The sequence below is a fragment of the Pseudenemella bisphenolivorans genome (assembly GCF_051133435.1).
Taxonomy (GTDB): Bacteria; Actinomycetota; Actinomycetes; order Propionibacteriales; family Propionibacteriaceae; genus JAAYAO01.
The window spans coordinates 313,433-330,328 of sequence record NZ_JBPGNY010000002.1 but is presented as its reverse complement, the minus strand read 5'-3'; the positions used below and the strand labels follow the sequence as shown (position 1 = coordinate 330,328).

Genomic DNA, 16,896 nt, shown 5'->3' with positions numbered 1-16,896 from the left:
CGCGAGCCCGAGGATCAGCCGCCGTTGCGGGGAATCCGTTCCTCCCAGCTGCGCTGGGCGAGCACCTCGGCATCCGACTGACCGTCGGCGCTCAACACCACGGCCTGGACGTGGGCCCGCACCAGGAAGTCGTCGGCATCGCACTGCACCTGTTGTTCGGTGCGCACCTCGACCTGCCATTCGCCGCGGGCCAGTCCGACCCGCCACCTGGAGGTCGCCAACGGTGACAGCGGATCGTCCTCGGTGATCGCGTAGGTCTCGAAGGCTTCCTCGTCGTAGACCAGGCCGTTCGGGTAGGTGCGCGAACCGCCGTAGGCGGGGTCGACCAACAGCGTCCACCGCTTCGCCCCGACATCGTGACGCACCTCGCGTTCGGCCATGTTCAACCCCTGCGGACCCCGCGCCCGGGTCTGGTGAAAGGTGACCGGTTCGAGCTGCAGTGCCTGTTCCGGGTCGGCCCAGGTGGTCTCGTCGGCCGACGGGACGCGGCCGGGGTCGAGCACCGGCAGCTCCACCGAACTCGACGGCAGATGTACCCGCAGGAAGCCGTTGTCGGCCTGCGGCCAGACCCATGGCCAGTAGGTTGACGACAACACCAGCCGCAATGCATGCCCGGGGGCCAGCCGCACCCCCAGGCCGGTCATCCTGATCTCCACCTGCTCGGGTGAACCCGGCACGAAGTCGTCGTTGCGGTCGCGTCCGTGCCTGGTCGACAGGTTCAACACCCCACGCGAGATCAGTCGGGACGAGCCGTCCGGGCCGACATCACACAGCCGGGCGATCACCTGCCCGCGGGGGGTGGAACTGTCCAGCTGTAGCCGTACCTTCGGCCAGCCCACCACGGTGAGCGGTTCCTCGGCGACATGGAGGGTGAACGACACCCCGCGGCCGTCCTCGGCCCGTTGGTCGGGCGGCAGGTCGGTGATATTGCCGTAGGGGAAGAACTTGCCCGAATCCGCACCCAGATGTTGTGGGGTATCGACGATCACCCAGCCGTCGCGCGCCGGCACCGATGCGGCCGGCAGTTCGTACTCCACCTCGGCGACCTCGGGTGCCGGCCAGTCGGTGGCCAGCCACACCCCGGGCACATTGCCCGGTGCGGGTTCGGGTGGACGGGAGTCCTCCAGGAAGACCCGCAGCTTCGGGTCGTCCAGCACCCCGGTCGGCTGGTCCTTCAGCCAGTGATCCCACCAGCGCAGGGTCTCCTGCAGAAAGCCGATCGCCCGTCCCGGACGGTTGGCCCGGTCGGGGTAGTGATGGGCCCAGGGCCCGAGGATGCCGCGCACCGGCCCGGGCAGGTTCTGCACCAGCCGCAGCACCGCATCGTGGTAGGGGTCGGCCCAGCCGCCCACGGCCAGCACGGCCGCCTCGATCGCGGAGTAGTCCTCACACACCGAACCGCGCCGCCAGTACTCGTCGCGGGTCTGGTGCGACAGCCAGTTCAGCAGCGGTGGGGTGAGGTGTTCGATCCGTTCCAGCCACATCTCGCGCCACCGATCCCCGACCTGCAGTGGGTCGGGGGGTCTGGACGAGAAGGCCAGCATGGTCGCGGCCCACGCGGTCATGTCGATGCCGAGCACCGATCCGCCGACGTAGTGCACGTCGTTGTCGAACCGGTCGTCGGTGGAGCACACCGTGACGATCGCCTTCAACGCCGGCGGGCGCAGGGCGGCCAGTTGCAGGGAGTTGAACCCACCCCACGAGATTCCGAACATGCCGACCTTGCCGGTGCACCAGGACTGGTCGGCCAGCCAGGCGATCACCGCCAGCCCGTCTTCGAGTTCCTGTTCGGAGTACTCGTCGTCGAAGACCCCCTCCGAGTCCCCGGTGCCGCGGATGTCGACCCGCACCGAGGCGTAGCCGTGTCCGGCATACCAGGGGTGGCGTTCGGCATCACGCACCGCGGTCCAGTCGGATTTGCGGTAGGGCAGGTACTCCAACAGAGCCGGGACGGGCTGGTGCTCGGCATTCACCGGAAGCCAGATCCGGGCATGCAACTTCACCCCGTCCGGCATCTCGATCCACTCGTGGCGCACCTCGGTGCGATGGTGCAGTTCGTCGGGGTGGACGAGTCTGAGGGTCACTTTCCTCCTTCGGGCGTGTGCCATCCGCGCCAGCGGTGTCCGTCCCCGGCCTCGTGCCAACCGTCACTGTCATCGGTGACCCAGGTGCGTTCCTCGACCACCGAGGTCAAGGGGTCGTCACGGTCTTCACCCTCACCGGGGGCAGCCAGCGTAGCGCCGAGCAATTCCTTGGTGTAGGGGTGTCGGGGGTCGGCGAAGACCGCCTCCACCGGACCTTCCTCGACCACTCGGGCGGCGTGCATCACCATCACCCGGTCGGCCACCCCGTGCACGACGGCCAGATCGTGGCTGATGAACAGGCAGGACAAGTTGTTCTCGCGGCGAATGTCGTCGAGCAGTTGCAGCACCTGGGCCTGCACCGACACGTCCAGGGCGGTGGTGATCTCGTCGGCGATGATGATCGACGGATCACCGGCCAGGGCCCGGGCGATGCCGACCCGCTGCCGCTGCCCACCGGAGAGTTGCCCGGGCAGCCGGCGCAGGAACTCGGCCGGCAGATCGACCTGCTCCATCAGTTCGCGCTGCCGTTCCCCGACGCGCTCGCGCGGCACGGTGCGGAACAACTTCAGCGGACGGGCCAGTGAGGTGGCGATGCTGACCCGCGGGTTGAGCGCGGTGTCGGCGTTCTGGAAGGCCAACTGGATGCGGCGGCGCAGCCCCACGGGGCGTTTGCGCACCGGCTGGGAAAGATCGTGGTCGGTCGGCCGATCGCCGACATCCTCGACATCCGAGCCGGCGGGGGTGTAGGTCAGGGTGCCGTCGCTGATCGGGTTCAACCCGGCCACCGCCCAGGCCAGGGTCGATTTGCCCGACCCCGATTCGCCGACCAGGGCCAGAATCTCCCCGCGCCGCACGGTCAGGTCGACCCCGTTCACCGCCCGGTTCGCGTGTTTGCCGCGACCGTAGGTGACAGATACGTCCTCACCGGTGACGACCACTTCCGGGTCGGACAGGTCGGGCCGGGCCCGGATCGTGCGGGTGCCGTCGTCGTGCACCTCGACGATGCCGTTGTCGTCCAGCCGCGGTGCCGAGGCCAGCAGTTGGCGGGTGTAGCTGTGGCTGGGGGAGCGCAGCACCTGGCGCACCCCGGAGCGTTCCACCACCCGGCCCTGGCGCATCACCGCGACCTCGTCGGCCATTCCGGCGACCACGCCGAGGTCGTGGGAGACCAGCACGGTGGCCGATTGCAGTTCCTCCGACAGGTCGCGCAGCAGCCGCAGCACACTGGCCTGGGTGAGCACGTCCAGGGCGGTGGTGGGCTCGTCGAGCACCAACACCTTGGGTCGGGCGGCCACCGCCATCGCGATCGCGACCCGCTGCTGCTGCCCACCCGACAGTTGGTGCGGGTAAGCACGGACGGCCCGGGCGGGCATGCTCACGTGTTCCAGCAGTTCCCGGATCTGTTCCTCACTGGCGCTGTGCCCGTGCACCTCCAGGGCCTCGGCGATCTGCCGGCCGACCCGCATGGACGGGGTGAGCGCCTGGCCGGCGTTCTGGGCGACCAGGGCGACGGTGCTGCCACGGTGGGCGCGCAGGGCCTCGCCCTTCAGCGAGAACACCTCGGTGTCGCCGACGAACACCTGCCCGGTGCGGATGAACGACCCGCCCCGCAGGTAGGCGAGCAGGGTGCGGGCGACCGTCGATTTGCCCGACCCGGATTCGCCGACGATGGCCAGGGTCTGCCCGGTGTCGACCTCCAAGTCGACGTTGTGGGTGACGTCGATGGCCGGCCGGTCGTGCCCGGTGCGGTACGAGATGGACAGGTCCTCGATCCGGACGAAGGGACCGGTGCCGGTTTCGGGCGCGCCGTTGTCGGGCGTGCCGGTCTCGGGCTTCTCGCTCATCCCGCACCTCGCTGCAACCGGTCGACCCCGAGCCGTCCGGATAGCCCGTCGGCCAGCGACGACATCCCGATCACCAGAGTCGCCAGGGCCACGATCGGGGCGATCGTCGCCAGCGGCACCACGGTCAGCGCGGTGCGTCCCTCCGAGATCATCAGCCCCCAGTCGGGGGTCGGCGGGTTGGCGCCGAAGCCGAGGAAGGACAGCGTCGACACCAGCAGAATCACCCAGGTCGACCGCATCGCATACTCGACCAGAATCACCCCGGGAATCGACGGCAGCACTTCCCGGAAGGCGATCGACGGAGCACCCTCACCACGGGCCCGGGCCGCGGTGACGAAGTCGAGGGTGACGATCGTGGACGCCGCCCCGCGCACCACCCGGGTCACCGCCGGGGTGTAGATGATGGTCACCGCCAGCACGATCACCGGCAGTCCGGTGCCGAAGACGGTCACGATCACCAGCAGCGACAGAATCGTCGGCACCGACAACATCGCGTCCACGATGCGCATCAGCACCAGGTCGAACCAGCCGCGCAGGTAGGCGGTGAGCACGCCGATGATGGTGCCCAGGGCGACCGCGACGGTGGTGGCCAGAAAGGCCACGGTCAACGCATAGCGGCCACCCCAGATGGTTCGGGTGAGCACGTCTCGTCCGTATTGGTCGGTGCCCAGCCAGTGCTCGCCGGTGATGCCGTAGAGCGCCTTGTCGGGTACCGAGACGGTCGGGTCGTATGTGGTGATCAGCGGGGCCAGCAGGGCGATCACGATGTGCAGGCCGACCAGGATCAGGCCCAGGGTGAGGGTGCGCGATTCGCGCAGCGCTCGCCGCAGGCGCACCCAGAACGACTCCCGCTCCCGGGTCACCTCCGGCTCGGTGCCGCCGGCCGGGGGGACGGCTGAGGTCTGACTCATCAGTGGAACCTCCCTGCCCGTTGTCTCGGGTCGAGCCCCATCGCGACGAGGTCGGCGGCCAGGTTGGTCAGGGCGTAGACCGAGGCCGACAGCACCGCGATCGCCTGGATTACCGGCAGGTCGCGGTTGTGCACCGACTCGATCATCAAGGTGCCCATGCCGGGGTAGTTGAACACCGCTTCGACCACCACGACGCCACCGATCAGCCAGGCCACGTTGATCGCGATCACGTTCAGCGTCGGCAGGATCGCGCTGGGCAGGGCGTGGCGCAGCACCACCCGTCCGGGTTTCACACCCTTGAGCTGGGCGGTGGTGACGAACTCCGAGGCCAGCGCGTCGATCACCCCGGCGCGGGTCATCCGGATGATGTAGGCGGCCATCGAAATGGTCAGCACGATCACCGGCAGGATCGTGAACGGCAGCAGGTCGGCGACCCGGGCCTCGGCCCCGTCGATCACCACCGCCGGAAAGATCGGGATCGCGATCGCGAACACCAGCACCAGCACCGTGGCGGTGACGAACTCCGGAATGGACATGCCGACCAGGGCCAGGCCCGAGATCGTCCGGTCGGTGGTGCGGTCGCGGTACAGCCCGGCGAGCAGGCCGAGCACGATCGACAGGGTGATGCCCAGAATGATCGTCGGAATCGCGATCATCAGGGTGTTGCGGGCATGGGTGAGCAGGGTGTCGGCGACCGGTTCGCCCGACACCAGGGAGGTGCCCATGTCACCGGTGACCATCCCGCCCAGCCAGGAGAAATACCGGGAGATGATCGGCTCGTTCAGGCCGAGTTTCTCGCGCAGCGCGGCCACCGCCTCGGGGGTGGCGTCCTGACCGAGGATCTGCTGGGCGACGTCACCGGGCAGAGCCTGCACGGCGATGAACACGAACAGTGAGGCCAACCACACGGTGACCACCGCGGTGCCGAGGCGAAGCAGAATCAGGCGCAGCATGTGATCACCTCAGCCCGATCCGCAGGTAGTCGAACTCGAAGCCGTATTCCTTGTAGTTGAGTACGTCGCGGCTCAGCCCGACCAGCCGGTCGGCGAACATCGGGGTGATGGTGGCGCCGTCGGCGATGATCAGCTCCTGGGCGTCCTGGTAGTGCTTGACCCGGTGGTCGGGGTCGATCTCGGCCCGGGCGGCGTCCAGCACACGATCGAACTTCTCGTTGGCCCAGGCCGATTCGTTGTACGAACTGCCCGAACGGAAGATCTGGTTCAGCAACTGGTCGATCGGACGGCCGGTGTACCAGTAGGTCACCATCGCCGGCTTTACCATCCACACCTGGGTGTAGTACGAGTCGGCCGATTCGTTGCGCACCCGCACCCGGAAGCCCGCCTCCCGCACCGCATTGGCGAACGACACCGCCATCGGGGTGAACACCGGGTCGAGGGTGGAGGTGGACAGTTCGAAGTCGAAACCGTTCGGGTGCCCGGCCTTGGCGAGCAGGGCCCGGGCCTGTTCCGGGTCGCGAATGTGCGCCGATTCCAGGTGGGCCGCGTCGGTGGGCACCACCGGGTTGTCGTTGCCGATCGTCCCGGCCCCCTGCACGGCCACGCTGAGGATGCGCTGGGGGTCGTAGGCGAGTTTCAGGGCCTTGCGCACCCGCACATCGGAGAACTCCTCCGAGGTGGCCAGGGTCGGGATGGTGTACCACTGGCCGTTCTTCACCCGCGCGATGGTGGCCGCCGCCGAGGCCGCAACCACCTGGGCGGTGGCGAAGTCGAGGTTGGTCTGCGAGATCAGGTCGACCTGTTTGGCCATCAACGCGTTGACCCGGGCCTGGGTGTCCTGGATCGAGAAGAAGTCGATCCCGTCCAACACCGGACGGCCGGCGAAGTGGTCGTCGAAGGCCTCGACACTGCCGCGTCCGCCGGGCCGGAAACTGGACAACCGGAACGGCCCGGTGCCGTTGCCGGAGGTCTGGATCTCGGCCATCGTCGAGTCCTCGGGCACCACGTAACACTGGTAGGCCGTCAGCAGCGAGGGCAGATCCGAATGCGGGTTGTCCAGGTTGATCACCAGGGTGGTGGGGTCGGGCGTCGAGATACCGGACGCCGACATCACGGGGGTGAGCACCCCGGCCTGCGGGGAGCCGACATCGGGGTCGAGGATGTGCTTCAGGGTGAAGGCGGCATCGCGGGAGGTGAACCGTTGACCGCCGTGGAAGCGGACGTCGTCACGCATCCGGAAGGTCCAGCGCCGCGCGTCGGACGACACCTCCCAGTCGGCGGCCAGGTCGGGTACCGGCTGCCCGCTCTCGTCCAGGCGCACCAGCCGGTTGTACAGCGCGCCGAGGTATTCGTAGGCCGACAGGGACGCGGCCGAGTCGAGGGTCTCGGCCTTGGAGTTCGCCGGCCGGGCGATCCGCAACCGCCCACCCGCGCTGGGATCACCGGTGGCCGCATCGTCGGGCAGCGACACCGGGCCCTGGGCCTGGGAACATCCGGTCAGGGCGGCGAGCCCACCGAGGCCCAACGCGCCGGCTCCGGCCAACTGCAGAAAGCTCCGTCTGGACACGCCCGACCGGTGGCCCGTGCCTTCGGTCGGAGCCAACGGCGGCAGGGGCTTACCGTGTTCAGGGTCTGCCATGTCCGACCCAACCTAGGCCGTCCGGGCAATAAATGGCCATGACATCCCGACGAATGACCGGAATCCGGAAAAGATCCACCCGGCTTCCAGACCCTGCCGACACGCACAATGGAGCCATGGCAAGGCCCTCCTCGACCACCGCAGAGCTCCCACTGCGGAAGCGGTACCCGGTGCTGACCCGGCTGGCTGCGCTGCCGGGTTTGGCGGTGTGCCTCTGGGGCATCGTCGTGAGCGTCCCGATGGTGTTGCAGTTCGACCCGAAGAACGACTTCAGTGGTTTCGGGCTGATCTTCGGCGCAATCCTGCTCGCCTGGGCGGTACCGGCGGCGATCCCGCTGCTGGTCGGGGTGATCCGTGGCGGCTGGGTGCCCCACCTGTTGGGCTATGCCTGGCTGTTGCTGGGTGTGCTCGCGCTCTTCGCTTTCCGGCTGCTGTCGGGGTCGTGGTGAGGACGCGACTCTTGCGGTTCGAGACCTCATAGTTGGGTGGGGACCCCGAGCCCGGTACCTTGCCCCTTGCCGCGCAACACGTGGGCGGCAGCGTCGGGGGGACAACCGTGGACGAGCAGGATCTGCATGAGAAATACGGGATCATGCCCTCGCCCAGGGTGCCGGTGGCCGGGGCGACTCGCTCGCTGGCCGCGAACCTGGTCACCAAACAGCACGACGCCGAAACCCTCGCCAAGGCCCAGGAACTTATCGAGCAGGCCCGCGACCTGCTCGGCAACAACGGCACCCCACTGCCCTGCGACACCTTGCTGCCCGAGGAGTTCACCGCCCACATCGACTACCTGGAACGGCAGATGGTCGCCGGCCGCGGCAATCCCTTCGCCCCGCCGTCCCCGCTGTTCGAACTCTCCGAGGGACGGGCCCGCGGCAAGGCGAACCTGAGCGCGCTGTACCAGGGCCCGCCGGGCCGGGTGCACGGCGGCTACGTCTCGGTGTTGCTCGACCACATCGTCGGCGCGGCCGTGGCCACCGTGCTCACCCCACCGTTCTTCACCCGGACGTTGCAGGTGGACTTCCTGGACGGGGTGCCGCTGAACACCGACCTGCAGTTGAACGGCTGGGTCGACGAGTTGGACGGACGCAAGGCGTGGATGATCGGCACCGTGCACGACGGTGACCGACTCCTGGCCCGCGGCCGGGCCCTGATGGTGCAGCCGAAGAGGAGCAAGGAATGACCGATCAGCCGACCGAGCGAGCCAGTTGGGAGCCGGTGGCCACCCAGATGAAGGCGCTGACCAACACCGTGCTGTGGGCCGACCTGCCGGCCGAGGACATCCAGCACGTCGCCGACACCCTGGCCGAGGTCAACCGGTACCTCGACGAGCGGGCCGGGCCCGAACCGGCCCTGGCCACCACCTTCACCTCGGGTCGTCCGGTACGTGATCAGGTCGCCCACAACTTCCGTCGCCGCTCGCTGGTGTCCAGCCCCGAGCACCCGTTCTCACCGCCGCTGAACTTCGAGGTGGACGACGAGGGCAATGCCACCGGCCACGTCCGGTTGAGCCGGGCCTTCCAGGGCCCGCCCGGACGTTGCCACGGCGGCTATGTCGCGGTGCTGCTCGACCACATCTTCGGGGCGACCGGGGCCTGGACGATGCCCGGCCCGTTCTTCACCAAGGCCCTCGAGGTGGTCTACGACGCGGGCGTGCCGCTGCTGGTCGACCTGGTGGTGACCAGCCGGGTCGACCGGATCGAGGGACGCAAGGCCTTCGTCACCGGTGAGATCACCGCCGACGGTCAGGTCTGTGCCCGCGGCAACGCGGTGTTGGTGATGCCGAAGGAGTTCGTGTCCTGATGTTCCGCCGCCTGCACCCCACCCCCGGGCACAATGTCGATCCGGCCCGCGAATACGCCGGCACCGAGTACCTGCGCGCCAACATGATCTCCAGCCTGGACGGCGCGGCCACCGTGCGCGGCCGGGTCGGCGGGCTGACCGGCGATACCGACCAGAAGATCCTCACCCTGCTGCGCGAGCTGGCCGATGTGCTGCTGGTCGGCGCCGGCACGATCCGCGGCGAGGGCTACGGCCCGATCCCCGGCCTGCCGATCGCGATCGTCACCGACTCGGTCGAACTCGACCTGTCGGCCTTCGCCGACGTGCCCGAGGACGAACGTCCCTGGGTGATCACCCACCGGCGCGCCCCGGTCGACACGCTGCCCGACTTCGTCCGGGTGATCACCGCCGGTGAGGGGGCGGTGCACCTGCACTCGGCCCTGGGTGAGCTGCGCCGGGCCGGTTACAAGAAGATCCTCACCGAGGGTGGCCCGCAACTGCTCGGGGAACTGATCAACCTGAACCTGGTCACCGAGGTCTGCCTGACCATCACCCCCCAGTTCATCGGCGGGGAGGGCAAGCGGATCATCGATCACCCCCAACTGCTGCGCGAGCAGCGATGGAAACTCGCCGGACTGCTCGAAGCCGACGGCGAACTGTTCTCGCGCTACGTACGGCGCTGATCCGGCCCGTGCGTCAGGCCCGCGCGGTCAGGCCCGCGCGCTCTGGGACGGGGCGTCCTGGCCGAGTTCGGCCAACACCGCCCGCTGGGTGGCGATATCGGACCACAACACCAGATGCTCGAACCAGGCCACGTGCACCGCATCGGCCAACGCCCCGGCCGTCGGCACCAGGTCGGTCAACTCGTTGGGCCGGTCCAGAATCAGGCTCGGGTTGAACTCCACCCCCGGCCGCTCGTCGAACACCGCCAGATAGAAGCACCCCGACTCGACCAGATCCTGGAAGAAGTGTGACCCGTACGACAGTTCGGGCAGGAAACCGCCGGCCGAATAGGTGATCTCGCACAGCACCCCGGCATGGTTCACCTCGGTGAACCGCACCGGAATGCCCAGCGACTGGGTGCTGGTACCCCACCTTCCGGGCCCGACCAACATGAACCGGCCGTCGGGCAGCACCTGGTTCAACTCCCCGATCAGCCGGGCCACCGCATGCCGGTCCTGAGCTCCCATCGCCAGGTAGGCCTCGGGGCGCACCAGCACCACGAACTCCAACGGCAGCCGCACATTGCCACCCATGAAACCGCCGTTGTTGAGTTGGATCACCGGGTTGTGCACCTGGTCGGGTTCGGGCATCGGCACCGCCGGGCCGAGCCCGCGGGTCTGCAGGGGCCGGCACTGCACCAGGTTCAGTCGGGGCTGGCCCGAAGGGGTGAAGTTCAAGGTGAACTCGACATCGACCGGATGGTCGTAGGCCGCCGACAGGGTGGCCAACATCTCGCGCAGCATCGCCGGCACCTCGGTGCGGCGCAGCAGGGTGTCGAAGTCGACCACCCGCGGGTTCTGAGTGCCCGGACGCCGGGAGCCGAGTTCGCGCAGCCGGCGGATCGTTTCGTGGTCGGGGGAGATGAACAGCGACCAGTCGGTGCCGATGTCCAGATCGGCCAGTTCGGCCATCGCCATGGTGTGCAGCGAGTTGGCCGGCAGGCACAGCACATCGGCCTGGTGCTGGGAGAACCTGCCCAGGTCGGCCGGATCGGCCAGCCACCGGCGGGTGGGTTTGTCCAGGGCCACGATCCGGGCGTAGTCGTGCACCGTCCGGTCGACCGCCCGGGTGCCCAGGCCGACGACCAGCCGCACCATCCCGGCCGAGGAGTCGATCTCCGGGTCGTAGACGTACAGGTTGGACGAGTTGCCCACCCCGGCGGCGTGCGGAAAGAACAGGCTGCCGTGGTGGTCGCCGGAGACCCGTTGCACCAGCACCGCCATCTGCTCGTCGCTGTCGGCCAGCCCCCGGTCGCGGCGGTAGGACAGTGCGTCGGGGCTCATCGACGAGGCGTAGACCACCCGCACCGCGTCCTCGAAGGCGGCCAGCCGTTCCTCGGGGGTGCCCTGGTTGGCGCAGAACATCGACTCGTACTTGCCGGCGAAGGCGTTGCCGTAGTTGTCCTCCAGCAGTGAGCTGGAGCGCACGATGATCGGGGATTGGCCGAAGTGTTCCAGCATCTGCCGGAACTGTTCGCGCACCGGTTCGGGGAACCGTCCGGTACCCAGGAGTTCGTACAGTTCGGCACCGGCGCTGAAGTACTGCTCGGGGGTGCGTTGGGCGGTGCGGATCGGCCACCACCCGTTGTTGACGATGTAGGTGTAGAACAGGTCGGCGCCCAGGTAGAACGAGTCGTGGGCTTCCAGGAAGTCGAAGCGGTCGGGTTCGGTGGCCAGAATCGCGCGGGCCACCAGCATGCCGATCGACTTGCCGCCGACCAGACCGGTGCCGATCTCACGGGTGGCGATACCGAGCAGGTCGGCCAGGGTGAGGTAGGTGTTGCACAGGTCGCCCATCCGTTCGTCGGCCCCGACCAGCATCCGCAACAGCAGCCGGCGGGATTCCTCCTGGGCGTCGGAACTGCCGCTGATCAGCGCGTCGTTGGCCTGGTCGACCACCACCCGCCAGTAATCGGGCGGGTTGAGGTTGTGGGCGAGTTTGGCGAACAGCCGGGTGGAGGCCTCGCTGGAGGTGATCGCGACCGCCTCACCGTTGGTGATCCGGTGCGGGAAGTACATCGTGGGGGAGTACCGGTCGAAGACCTTGACCGGGTGGATGTAGTACTCGTCGTCGACCCGGTGCAGGTCGAACAGCACCTGGGTGGTTTCGCGGATCGCGGCGATCGTGGCGAAGGTGTGCCGGTTGCGCAGGATCGCGAAGTAGGCGACCGTGTCGAGGTCGTACAGCAGCGGGCAGGTGACCCGGAAGAAGTTCTGCACGATCAGGTCGGAATACCAGGCCGGTTGCAGGTCGGTGAGCGAGTCGAACACCCAGTAGGCACCGACCCCGGCCTCCTCGATCAAATGATGCAGGGTGGTGGTGAACCCCTCGAAACCGATGTTGGCGTTCAGCTCGTGCACCGTCACCTGCTCGGCCAGGTTCTCCGGCAGCAGGTGGGGGTGGATCCCGAAGCGGGCGTAGTGCACATCGCGGCCGTCCCGCAGGGCCTGTTGCACGAAGGCGGCGGCCACCTGCCGGTAGGCGCCGATCACGTCGACCTGCCAGACCACGTTGTCGCCGGCGCGCAGTTCGTCGACGATGCCGTCCAAACCCGGGATGCCGGTACTAACCCTGGTGAAGGTCGCCATGGGTCGATTGTCCCAACCCCGGTGGGTGGACGAAAGACCCGGCCCGTTCAGCGGCCGAGGTGCACCACCCGATCACAGGCGGCGACCACCAACGGGTCGTGGGTGATCACCAACACCGGCGCCCCGGCGGTGGCCTGCCAGACATCGGCCATCAGCGCCTCGGCGGTTTCGGCATCGAGGTGTTCGGTGGGCTCGTCCAGCACATAGACCTGGAAGTCACCGACCAGCAGCCGGGCCAGCGCCAGGCGGCGTCCCTCACCACCGGAGAGTCGCCCCCCGTGTTCGCCGACCATCCGGCGCGGGTCGAGGTCGAGCCCGGCACGGGTCAGCGCGGTGGTGATCTGGTCGTCGGTGGCGTCCCGGTTACCGATGCGGACGTTCTCGGCCACCGTGGTGTCGAAGACGTGCGCGTCCTGGGCCAGGTAGCCGACCCGGCCGCGGGCCTCGACGGTGCCGGCCATCGGCGGGATCATCCCCAACACGGTGGCGGCCAGGGTGGTCTTGCCGACCCCCGAGCGTCCGGTCACCGCCACCCGTTCGCCCGGGTCGACCCGCAGCGAGATGTCACGCAGAACCGGCGGGTGACCGGGCCAGCCGAGGGTGACCGCCTCGGCGGCCAGCCCGGGGTCCGGCGCCGGGTCGGCCAGTTCGCGGTCGCCCACCCCGACCTGATCGGCCTCCAGGACATCGGAGACCCGGGCCAGGGCGGCACCGGCGCGGGTGGCGGTCTGGGCGGCCTCGGCCAGGGCGGCCAGGGCTTCGTGCAGGGCCAGCGGGGTGAGCACCAGCACCGCCAGCATGGTGCGGTCGAGTTCGCCGGCGACCACGGCCTGGCCACCGACGAGCAGCGCGACGAGAATCGCGAAGGCGGCGGCCAGCACCTGGGCCCCGTCGGCCAGGGCCCGGACGGCGGTGGTGCGTTCCTCGGCCTTGCGCAGTTGGGTGTCGAGCACCATCAGCCGGTCGAGGTGGGCCCCGCCGGCCCCGTAGGCGGTCAGGTCGGTGGCCGCGCGAGCCATCTCGTGGGCTTGTTCGCCGAGTTCACCGCGGGCCGGGGCCAGGGCGGTATCGGCGCGCCGGGAGGCCATCCGGGCCAGCCAGGGCACCACCGCACCGGCGAGCACCGCCGACAGCAGCAGGGCCAGACCACTGATCGGGTTGAACACCGCGATGATGGTGCTGGCCGCGATCGCCACGATGGCGCTGGACACGAACGGCAGCGCGACCCGCACCACCAGGTCCATCACCGCTTCGACGTCGGTGATCACCCGCACCAGCAGGTCGCCGCGGTGTCGGCCCAGCCAACTGGTGCGGCTCAGCCGGTCGTAGCTGCGCAGCCGCAGTGCCGACTGCATCCGCAGGGCCAGGTCGTGGCTGACCAGCCGTTCGACGTAGCGGAAGACCGCCCGGGACACACCGAAGGCGCGCACGCTGGTGATCACCACCAGCAGGTAGAGCACCGGGGGCATCTCTGCCGCCCGCGACAGCAGGTAGGCCGACGAGCCCATCAACCCGACCGAGGCGCCGGTGGCGCAGACCGCGAACAGAATCGACAGCCCGACCCGCATCGGGTACTGCGGAATCGCGCGCAGCAGTTGTTTCAGCAGGTTCATCGCTCACCGCCCGATGCGTCGGCGGCCTCGGACGCTGCCGGTTCGGCAGCCGGGCTGAGCCGGATCACCCGGTCGGCCGCGGCCAAGAGGGCCGGACGGTGGGTGACCACGATCGCCCCGACGCCGGTGGCGCGCAGGGTGTTGATCACCCGGGCCTCGGTGTCGGCATCCATGCCGGCGGTCGGCTCGTCCAGCACCAGCAGCCGGCCACCGTCGTGTTCCAGCCGCACCAGCGCCCGGGCCAGAGCCACCCGGCGTCGTTCACCCGACGACAGCCCGGCCCCGGCCTCACCGACCTCACGGTCCAGGGCCAGATCCTGACCACCGGCCGCGTCCAGGGTGGTGCGCAGAATCTGCTGCGAGACCGCCGGACGGTCGGGCGTCGAGGTTCCCAGCGCGATCGTGTCGGCCACGGTGCCGTCGAGCATGCCGGGGTGTTGGCCGACCCAGGCGATCTGACGGCGCCAGGAGTCGAGGTCCACCTCGTCCAGGCCCACTGCTTCGGCATCGGCGCCGGTGATCGTGATGCGGCCCCGGTCGGGTGGGATGAACCCGAGCAGCACGGCCAGGGCGGTCGACTTGCCGCCACCGGAGGTTCCGGCGATGGCGACCACGTCGCCGGGTGACCACTCGAAGCTGAGCCCGCGCAGGGCGGGGGTGTCGCTGCCGGGCCAGGTGGCGCCGACGTCGTCGAAGCGGATCGTGGCGGCTGCCAGGTCGGGGGCGGGACGGGTGCGTCGGGCGTCCCCGGCGGTGACCGCATCGCCGGCTTCGATCTCGGCGAAGGCCTCCTCGGCGGCGGCGACCCCGTTGGCGGAGTCGTGGAAGTGCACCCCGACCTGCCGCACCGGCAGGTAGGCCTCCGGGGCCAGGATCAGGATGAACAGCGACGAGGTGAGGTCCATGTCGCCGGCCACCACTCGCAGGCCGACGGTCACCGCGACGATCGCCACCGACAGGGTGGACAGCAGCTCCAGGGCCATCGCCGAGAGGAAGGCGACCCGCAGGGTGCCCATCGTTTCGCGGCGGTGCTTCTTCTCGGTGAGTTCCAGGCCCTTGAGCTGTGCCCTGGCCCGGCCGAAGACCTGCAGGGTCGGCAGGCCGGCGACCAGGTCGGCGAAGTGATGCGCCAGCCGGGTCTGCACCCGCCAGCGGCGTTGCACGTACTTCTCGGTGGCCCACCCGATCAGAGCCATGAAGATCGGGATCAGCGGGATGGTGACCGCGATGATCACCGCCGAGAGCAGGTCTTCGGTGAGAATCGCCACTCCCACGATCAGTGGGACGGTGGCGGCCAGCAGCAACTGCGGCAGGTATTTGGAGAAGTAGCCGTCGAGGTTGTCCAGGCCCTGGGTGATCAGGGTGACCAGGGTCGAGGCGGAGGCGCGGGGGTTCACCGGCTGGGCGAGCCGGGCGGCCATGATGTCGCGGCGGAGCTGGGATTTCACCTCGGCGGCGGCCCGCTGGGCGAGCCAGGTGTTGAACCAGGCCAGCAGGGCCCGTCCGCCGAAAATGGCCAGCAGCAGGGGCAGCCAGCGCAGTACCGGGTCGAAGCTACCCGTGTAGAAAACTCCAGAGACCTGACGCGACAACAGCCATGCCTGGCCGATGACCAGGATGGCTGTTGCACATCCGACCGCTGCCCCGGCGACCAGGTAGCGCCTGGTCGCGCGGGCGCGGCGCAGCAGGCCCGGGTGAACCGGACCCGCCATCAGGTGGTGACGGTCTCGTCAACCGGGTCGGGAATGTTCTTCACGCTGATCCGCTTGCGGAACACCCAGTAGGTCCAGGCCGTGTAGGCCAGCACGATCGGGGTGAACACACCGGCGGCCACCGTCATGATCGTCAGCGTGTAGCTGCTGGACGATGCATCCCAGATGCTCAACGACCAGTCGGGGTTGAGCGAGGACGGGATGACGTTGGGCCACATCGCGACGAAGAAGCTGGCCGTCAACGCCAAGGTGGCGACCGCGGAGGAGATGAAGGCCAGGCCCTCGCGGTCCTTGGAGTTGAAGAACAGTGCGGCGACCATCGCGGCGATCGCGAGGATGGCGCACACCCAGCTCAGGATGCCGTTGCCGAAGGAGATGGCGGTCCACACGGTGAACAGGGCCATCGCCACGGCGGCGACGATGCCGACCTTGCCGGCCAGCGCCCGGGCCCGTACCCGGATGTCACCGGTGGTCTTCAGCGAGATGAAGATCGCACCGTGCATCAGGAACAGGGTCAGGGTGAGGATGCCGCCGAGCAGGGCGAAGGGCATGAACAGACCGAAGAAGTTTCCGACGGTCAGGTCCATGATCTTGTTGCCGTCCAGCGGCAGGCCGCGGACGAAGTTCGCGAAGCCCACGCCCCAGACCAGGGCCGGCACGAAGGAACCGAAGATGATGCACCAGTCCCACTTGCGGCGGGTGGCCGCGGTGGAGGCCTTGCTGCGGTATTCGAAGGCGACCCCTCGCACGATCAGTGCGAGCAGGATCAGGAACAACGGAATGTACAGGCCGCTGAACAGGGAGGCGTACCACTCGGGGAAGGCGGCGAAGATCGCACCGCCGGCGGTCAGCAACCAGACCTCGTTGCCGTCCCAGACCGGGCCGATCGTGTTGATCATGACCCGGCGTTCCTTCTCGGATTTGCCCAGGATGGGCAGCAGCATACCGACACCGAAGTCGAAGCCTTCGAGAACGAAGTACCCGATCCACAGCACGGCGATGAGGATGAACCAGACGATTGGCAGGATTTCCATGATCTACTCC

General features: G+C 68.7%; 13 protein-coding genes. 4 read left to right on the top strand and 9 right to left on the bottom strand.

Features of this window, described 5'->3' with window-relative positions; translation table 11 throughout:
- Positions 1 to 14: 14 nt before the first annotated feature.
- From ACR4XW_RS06380 to ACR4XW_RS06360, 5 genes are read right to left on the bottom strand one after another with little or no spacing between them, the layout of a single operon-like run.
- Entirely contained in the window at positions 15 to 2,084 is a 2,070-nt protein-coding gene (locus ACR4XW_RS06380; protein WP_434759697.1) for a CocE/NonD family hydrolase, read from the bottom strand.
- Entirely contained in the window at positions 2,081 to 3,928 is a 1,848-nt protein-coding gene (locus ACR4XW_RS06375; RefSeq protein WP_434759696.1) for an ABC transporter ATP-binding protein, read from the bottom strand. Before ACR4XW_RS06375 ends, ACR4XW_RS06380 begins: the two co-directional genes overlap by 4 nt.
- On the bottom strand, positions 3,925 to 4,839 hold the full coding sequence (locus ACR4XW_RS06370; protein ID WP_434759695.1) for an ABC transporter permease: 915 nt from the start codon (positions 4,837 to 4,839) through the stop codon (positions 3,925 to 3,927). Before ACR4XW_RS06370 ends, ACR4XW_RS06375 begins: the two co-directional genes overlap by 4 nt.
- The gene (locus ACR4XW_RS06365; protein ID WP_434759694.1) at positions 4,839 to 5,792 is read right to left on the bottom strand and encodes an ABC transporter permease; all 954 of its coding nucleotides are present in this window, start codon (positions 5,790 to 5,792) and stop codon (positions 4,839 to 4,841) included. Before ACR4XW_RS06365 ends, ACR4XW_RS06370 begins: the two co-directional genes overlap by 1 nt.
- 4 nt (positions 5,793 to 5,796) lie before the next feature.
- Positions 5,797 to 7,362 carry an ABC transporter substrate-binding protein gene (locus ACR4XW_RS06360; RefSeq protein WP_434759693.1) on the bottom strand — a complete coding sequence of 522 codons (1,566 nt, stop codon included), beginning with the start codon at positions 7,360 to 7,362 and terminating at the stop codon, positions 5,797 to 5,799.
- 188 nt (positions 7,363 to 7,550) lie between these two features.
- On the opposite strand from ACR4XW_RS06360, the gene ACR4XW_RS06355 reads away from it, so the two are divergent.
- The 4 genes from ACR4XW_RS06355 to ACR4XW_RS06340 all read left to right on the top strand — a co-directional run bounded on the left by ACR4XW_RS06355 (position 7,551) and on the right by ACR4XW_RS06340 (position 9,899).
- A complete protein-coding gene (locus tag ACR4XW_RS06355) occupies positions 7,551 to 7,883 on the top strand; it encodes a hypothetical protein (RefSeq protein WP_434759692.1) in 333 nt (110 codons plus the stop codon).
- Between the two features lie 107 nt (positions 7,884 to 7,990).
- Positions 7,991 to 8,617, top strand: a complete 627-nt coding sequence (locus ACR4XW_RS06350; RefSeq protein WP_434759691.1) for a PaaI family thioesterase — start codon at positions 7,991 to 7,993, stop codon at positions 8,615 to 8,617.
- Positions 8,614 to 9,237, top strand: coding sequence for a PaaI family thioesterase (locus ACR4XW_RS06345; protein WP_434759690.1), 624 nt, complete (start codon positions 8,614 to 8,616; stop codon positions 9,235 to 9,237). The genes ACR4XW_RS06350 and ACR4XW_RS06345 overlap by 4 nt, the downstream gene beginning before the upstream one ends.
- Positions 9,237 to 9,899 (top strand): dihydrofolate reductase family protein, encoded by a 663-nt coding sequence (locus tag ACR4XW_RS06340; protein ID WP_434759689.1) that lies wholly within the window; start codon positions 9,237 to 9,239, stop codon positions 9,897 to 9,899. The genes ACR4XW_RS06345 and ACR4XW_RS06340 overlap by 1 nt, the downstream gene beginning before the upstream one ends.
- A 27-nt stretch (positions 9,900 to 9,926) precedes the next feature.
- Here the strand turns inward: ACR4XW_RS06340 and ACR4XW_RS06335 are convergent, their stop codons facing one another.
- The 4 genes from ACR4XW_RS06335 to cydB are packed head-to-tail and all read right to left on the bottom strand — an operon-like array spanning position 9,927 to position 16,886.
- Positions 9,927 to 12,527: a PEP/pyruvate-binding domain-containing protein gene (locus ACR4XW_RS06335; protein ID WP_434759688.1), complete on the bottom strand. Its 2,601-nt coding sequence runs from the start codon at positions 12,525 to 12,527 to the stop codon at positions 9,927 to 9,929.
- Between the two features lie 47 nt (positions 12,528 to 12,574).
- Positions 12,575 to 14,140: a thiol reductant ABC exporter subunit CydC gene (gene cydC, locus ACR4XW_RS06330; protein WP_434759687.1), complete on the bottom strand. Its 1,566-nt coding sequence runs from the start codon at positions 14,138 to 14,140 to the stop codon at positions 12,575 to 12,577.
- On the bottom strand, positions 14,137 to 15,852 hold the full coding sequence (gene cydD / locus ACR4XW_RS06325; protein ID WP_434759686.1) for a thiol reductant ABC exporter subunit CydD: 1,716 nt from the start codon (positions 15,850 to 15,852) through the stop codon (positions 14,137 to 14,139). The genes cydC and cydD overlap by 4 nt, the downstream gene beginning before the upstream one ends.
- Positions 15,852 to 16,886 (bottom strand): cytochrome d ubiquinol oxidase subunit II, encoded by a 1,035-nt coding sequence (gene cydB, locus ACR4XW_RS06320; protein ID WP_434759685.1) that lies wholly within the window; start codon positions 16,884 to 16,886, stop codon positions 15,852 to 15,854. Before cydB ends, cydD begins: the two co-directional genes overlap by 1 nt.
- Between the last annotated feature and the right edge of the window lie 10 nt (positions 16,887 to 16,896).

Coding starts and splice junctions, on each gene's coding strand:
- ACR4XW_RS06355 (WP_434759692.1), top strand. CDS start 7,551: ATGGCAAGGCCCTCCTCGACCACCGCAGAGCTCCCACTGCGGAAGCGG.
- ACR4XW_RS06340 (WP_434759689.1), top strand. CDS start 9,237: ATGTTCCGCCGCCTGCACCCCACCCCCGGGCACAATGTCGATCCGGCC.
- ACR4XW_RS06365 (WP_434759694.1), bottom strand. CDS start 5,792: ATGCTGCGCCTGATTCTGCTTCGCCTCGGCACCGCGGTGGTCACCGTG.
- ACR4XW_RS06375 (WP_434759696.1), bottom strand. CDS start 3,928: ATGAGCGAGAAGCCCGAGACCGGCACGCCCGACAACGGCGCGCCCGAA.
- ACR4XW_RS06335 (WP_434759688.1), bottom strand. CDS start 12,527: ATGGCGACCTTCACCAGGGTTAGTACCGGCATCCCGGGTTTGGACGGC.
- ACR4XW_RS06370 (WP_434759695.1), bottom strand. CDS start 4,839: ATGAGTCAGACCTCAGCCGTCCCCCCGGCCGGCGGCACCGAGCCGGAG.
- cydD (WP_434759686.1), bottom strand. CDS start 15,852: ATGGCGGGTCCGGTTCACCCGGGCCTGCTGCGCCGCGCCCGCGCGACC.
- cydB (WP_434759685.1), bottom strand. CDS start 16,886: ATGGAAATCCTGCCAATCGTCTGGTTCATCCTCATCGCCGTGCTGTGG.
- ACR4XW_RS06345 (WP_434759690.1), top strand. CDS start 8,614: ATGACCGATCAGCCGACCGAGCGAGCCAGTTGGGAGCCGGTGGCCACC.
- cydC (WP_434759687.1), bottom strand. CDS start 14,140: ATGAACCTGCTGAAACAACTGCTGCGCGCGATTCCGCAGTACCCGATG.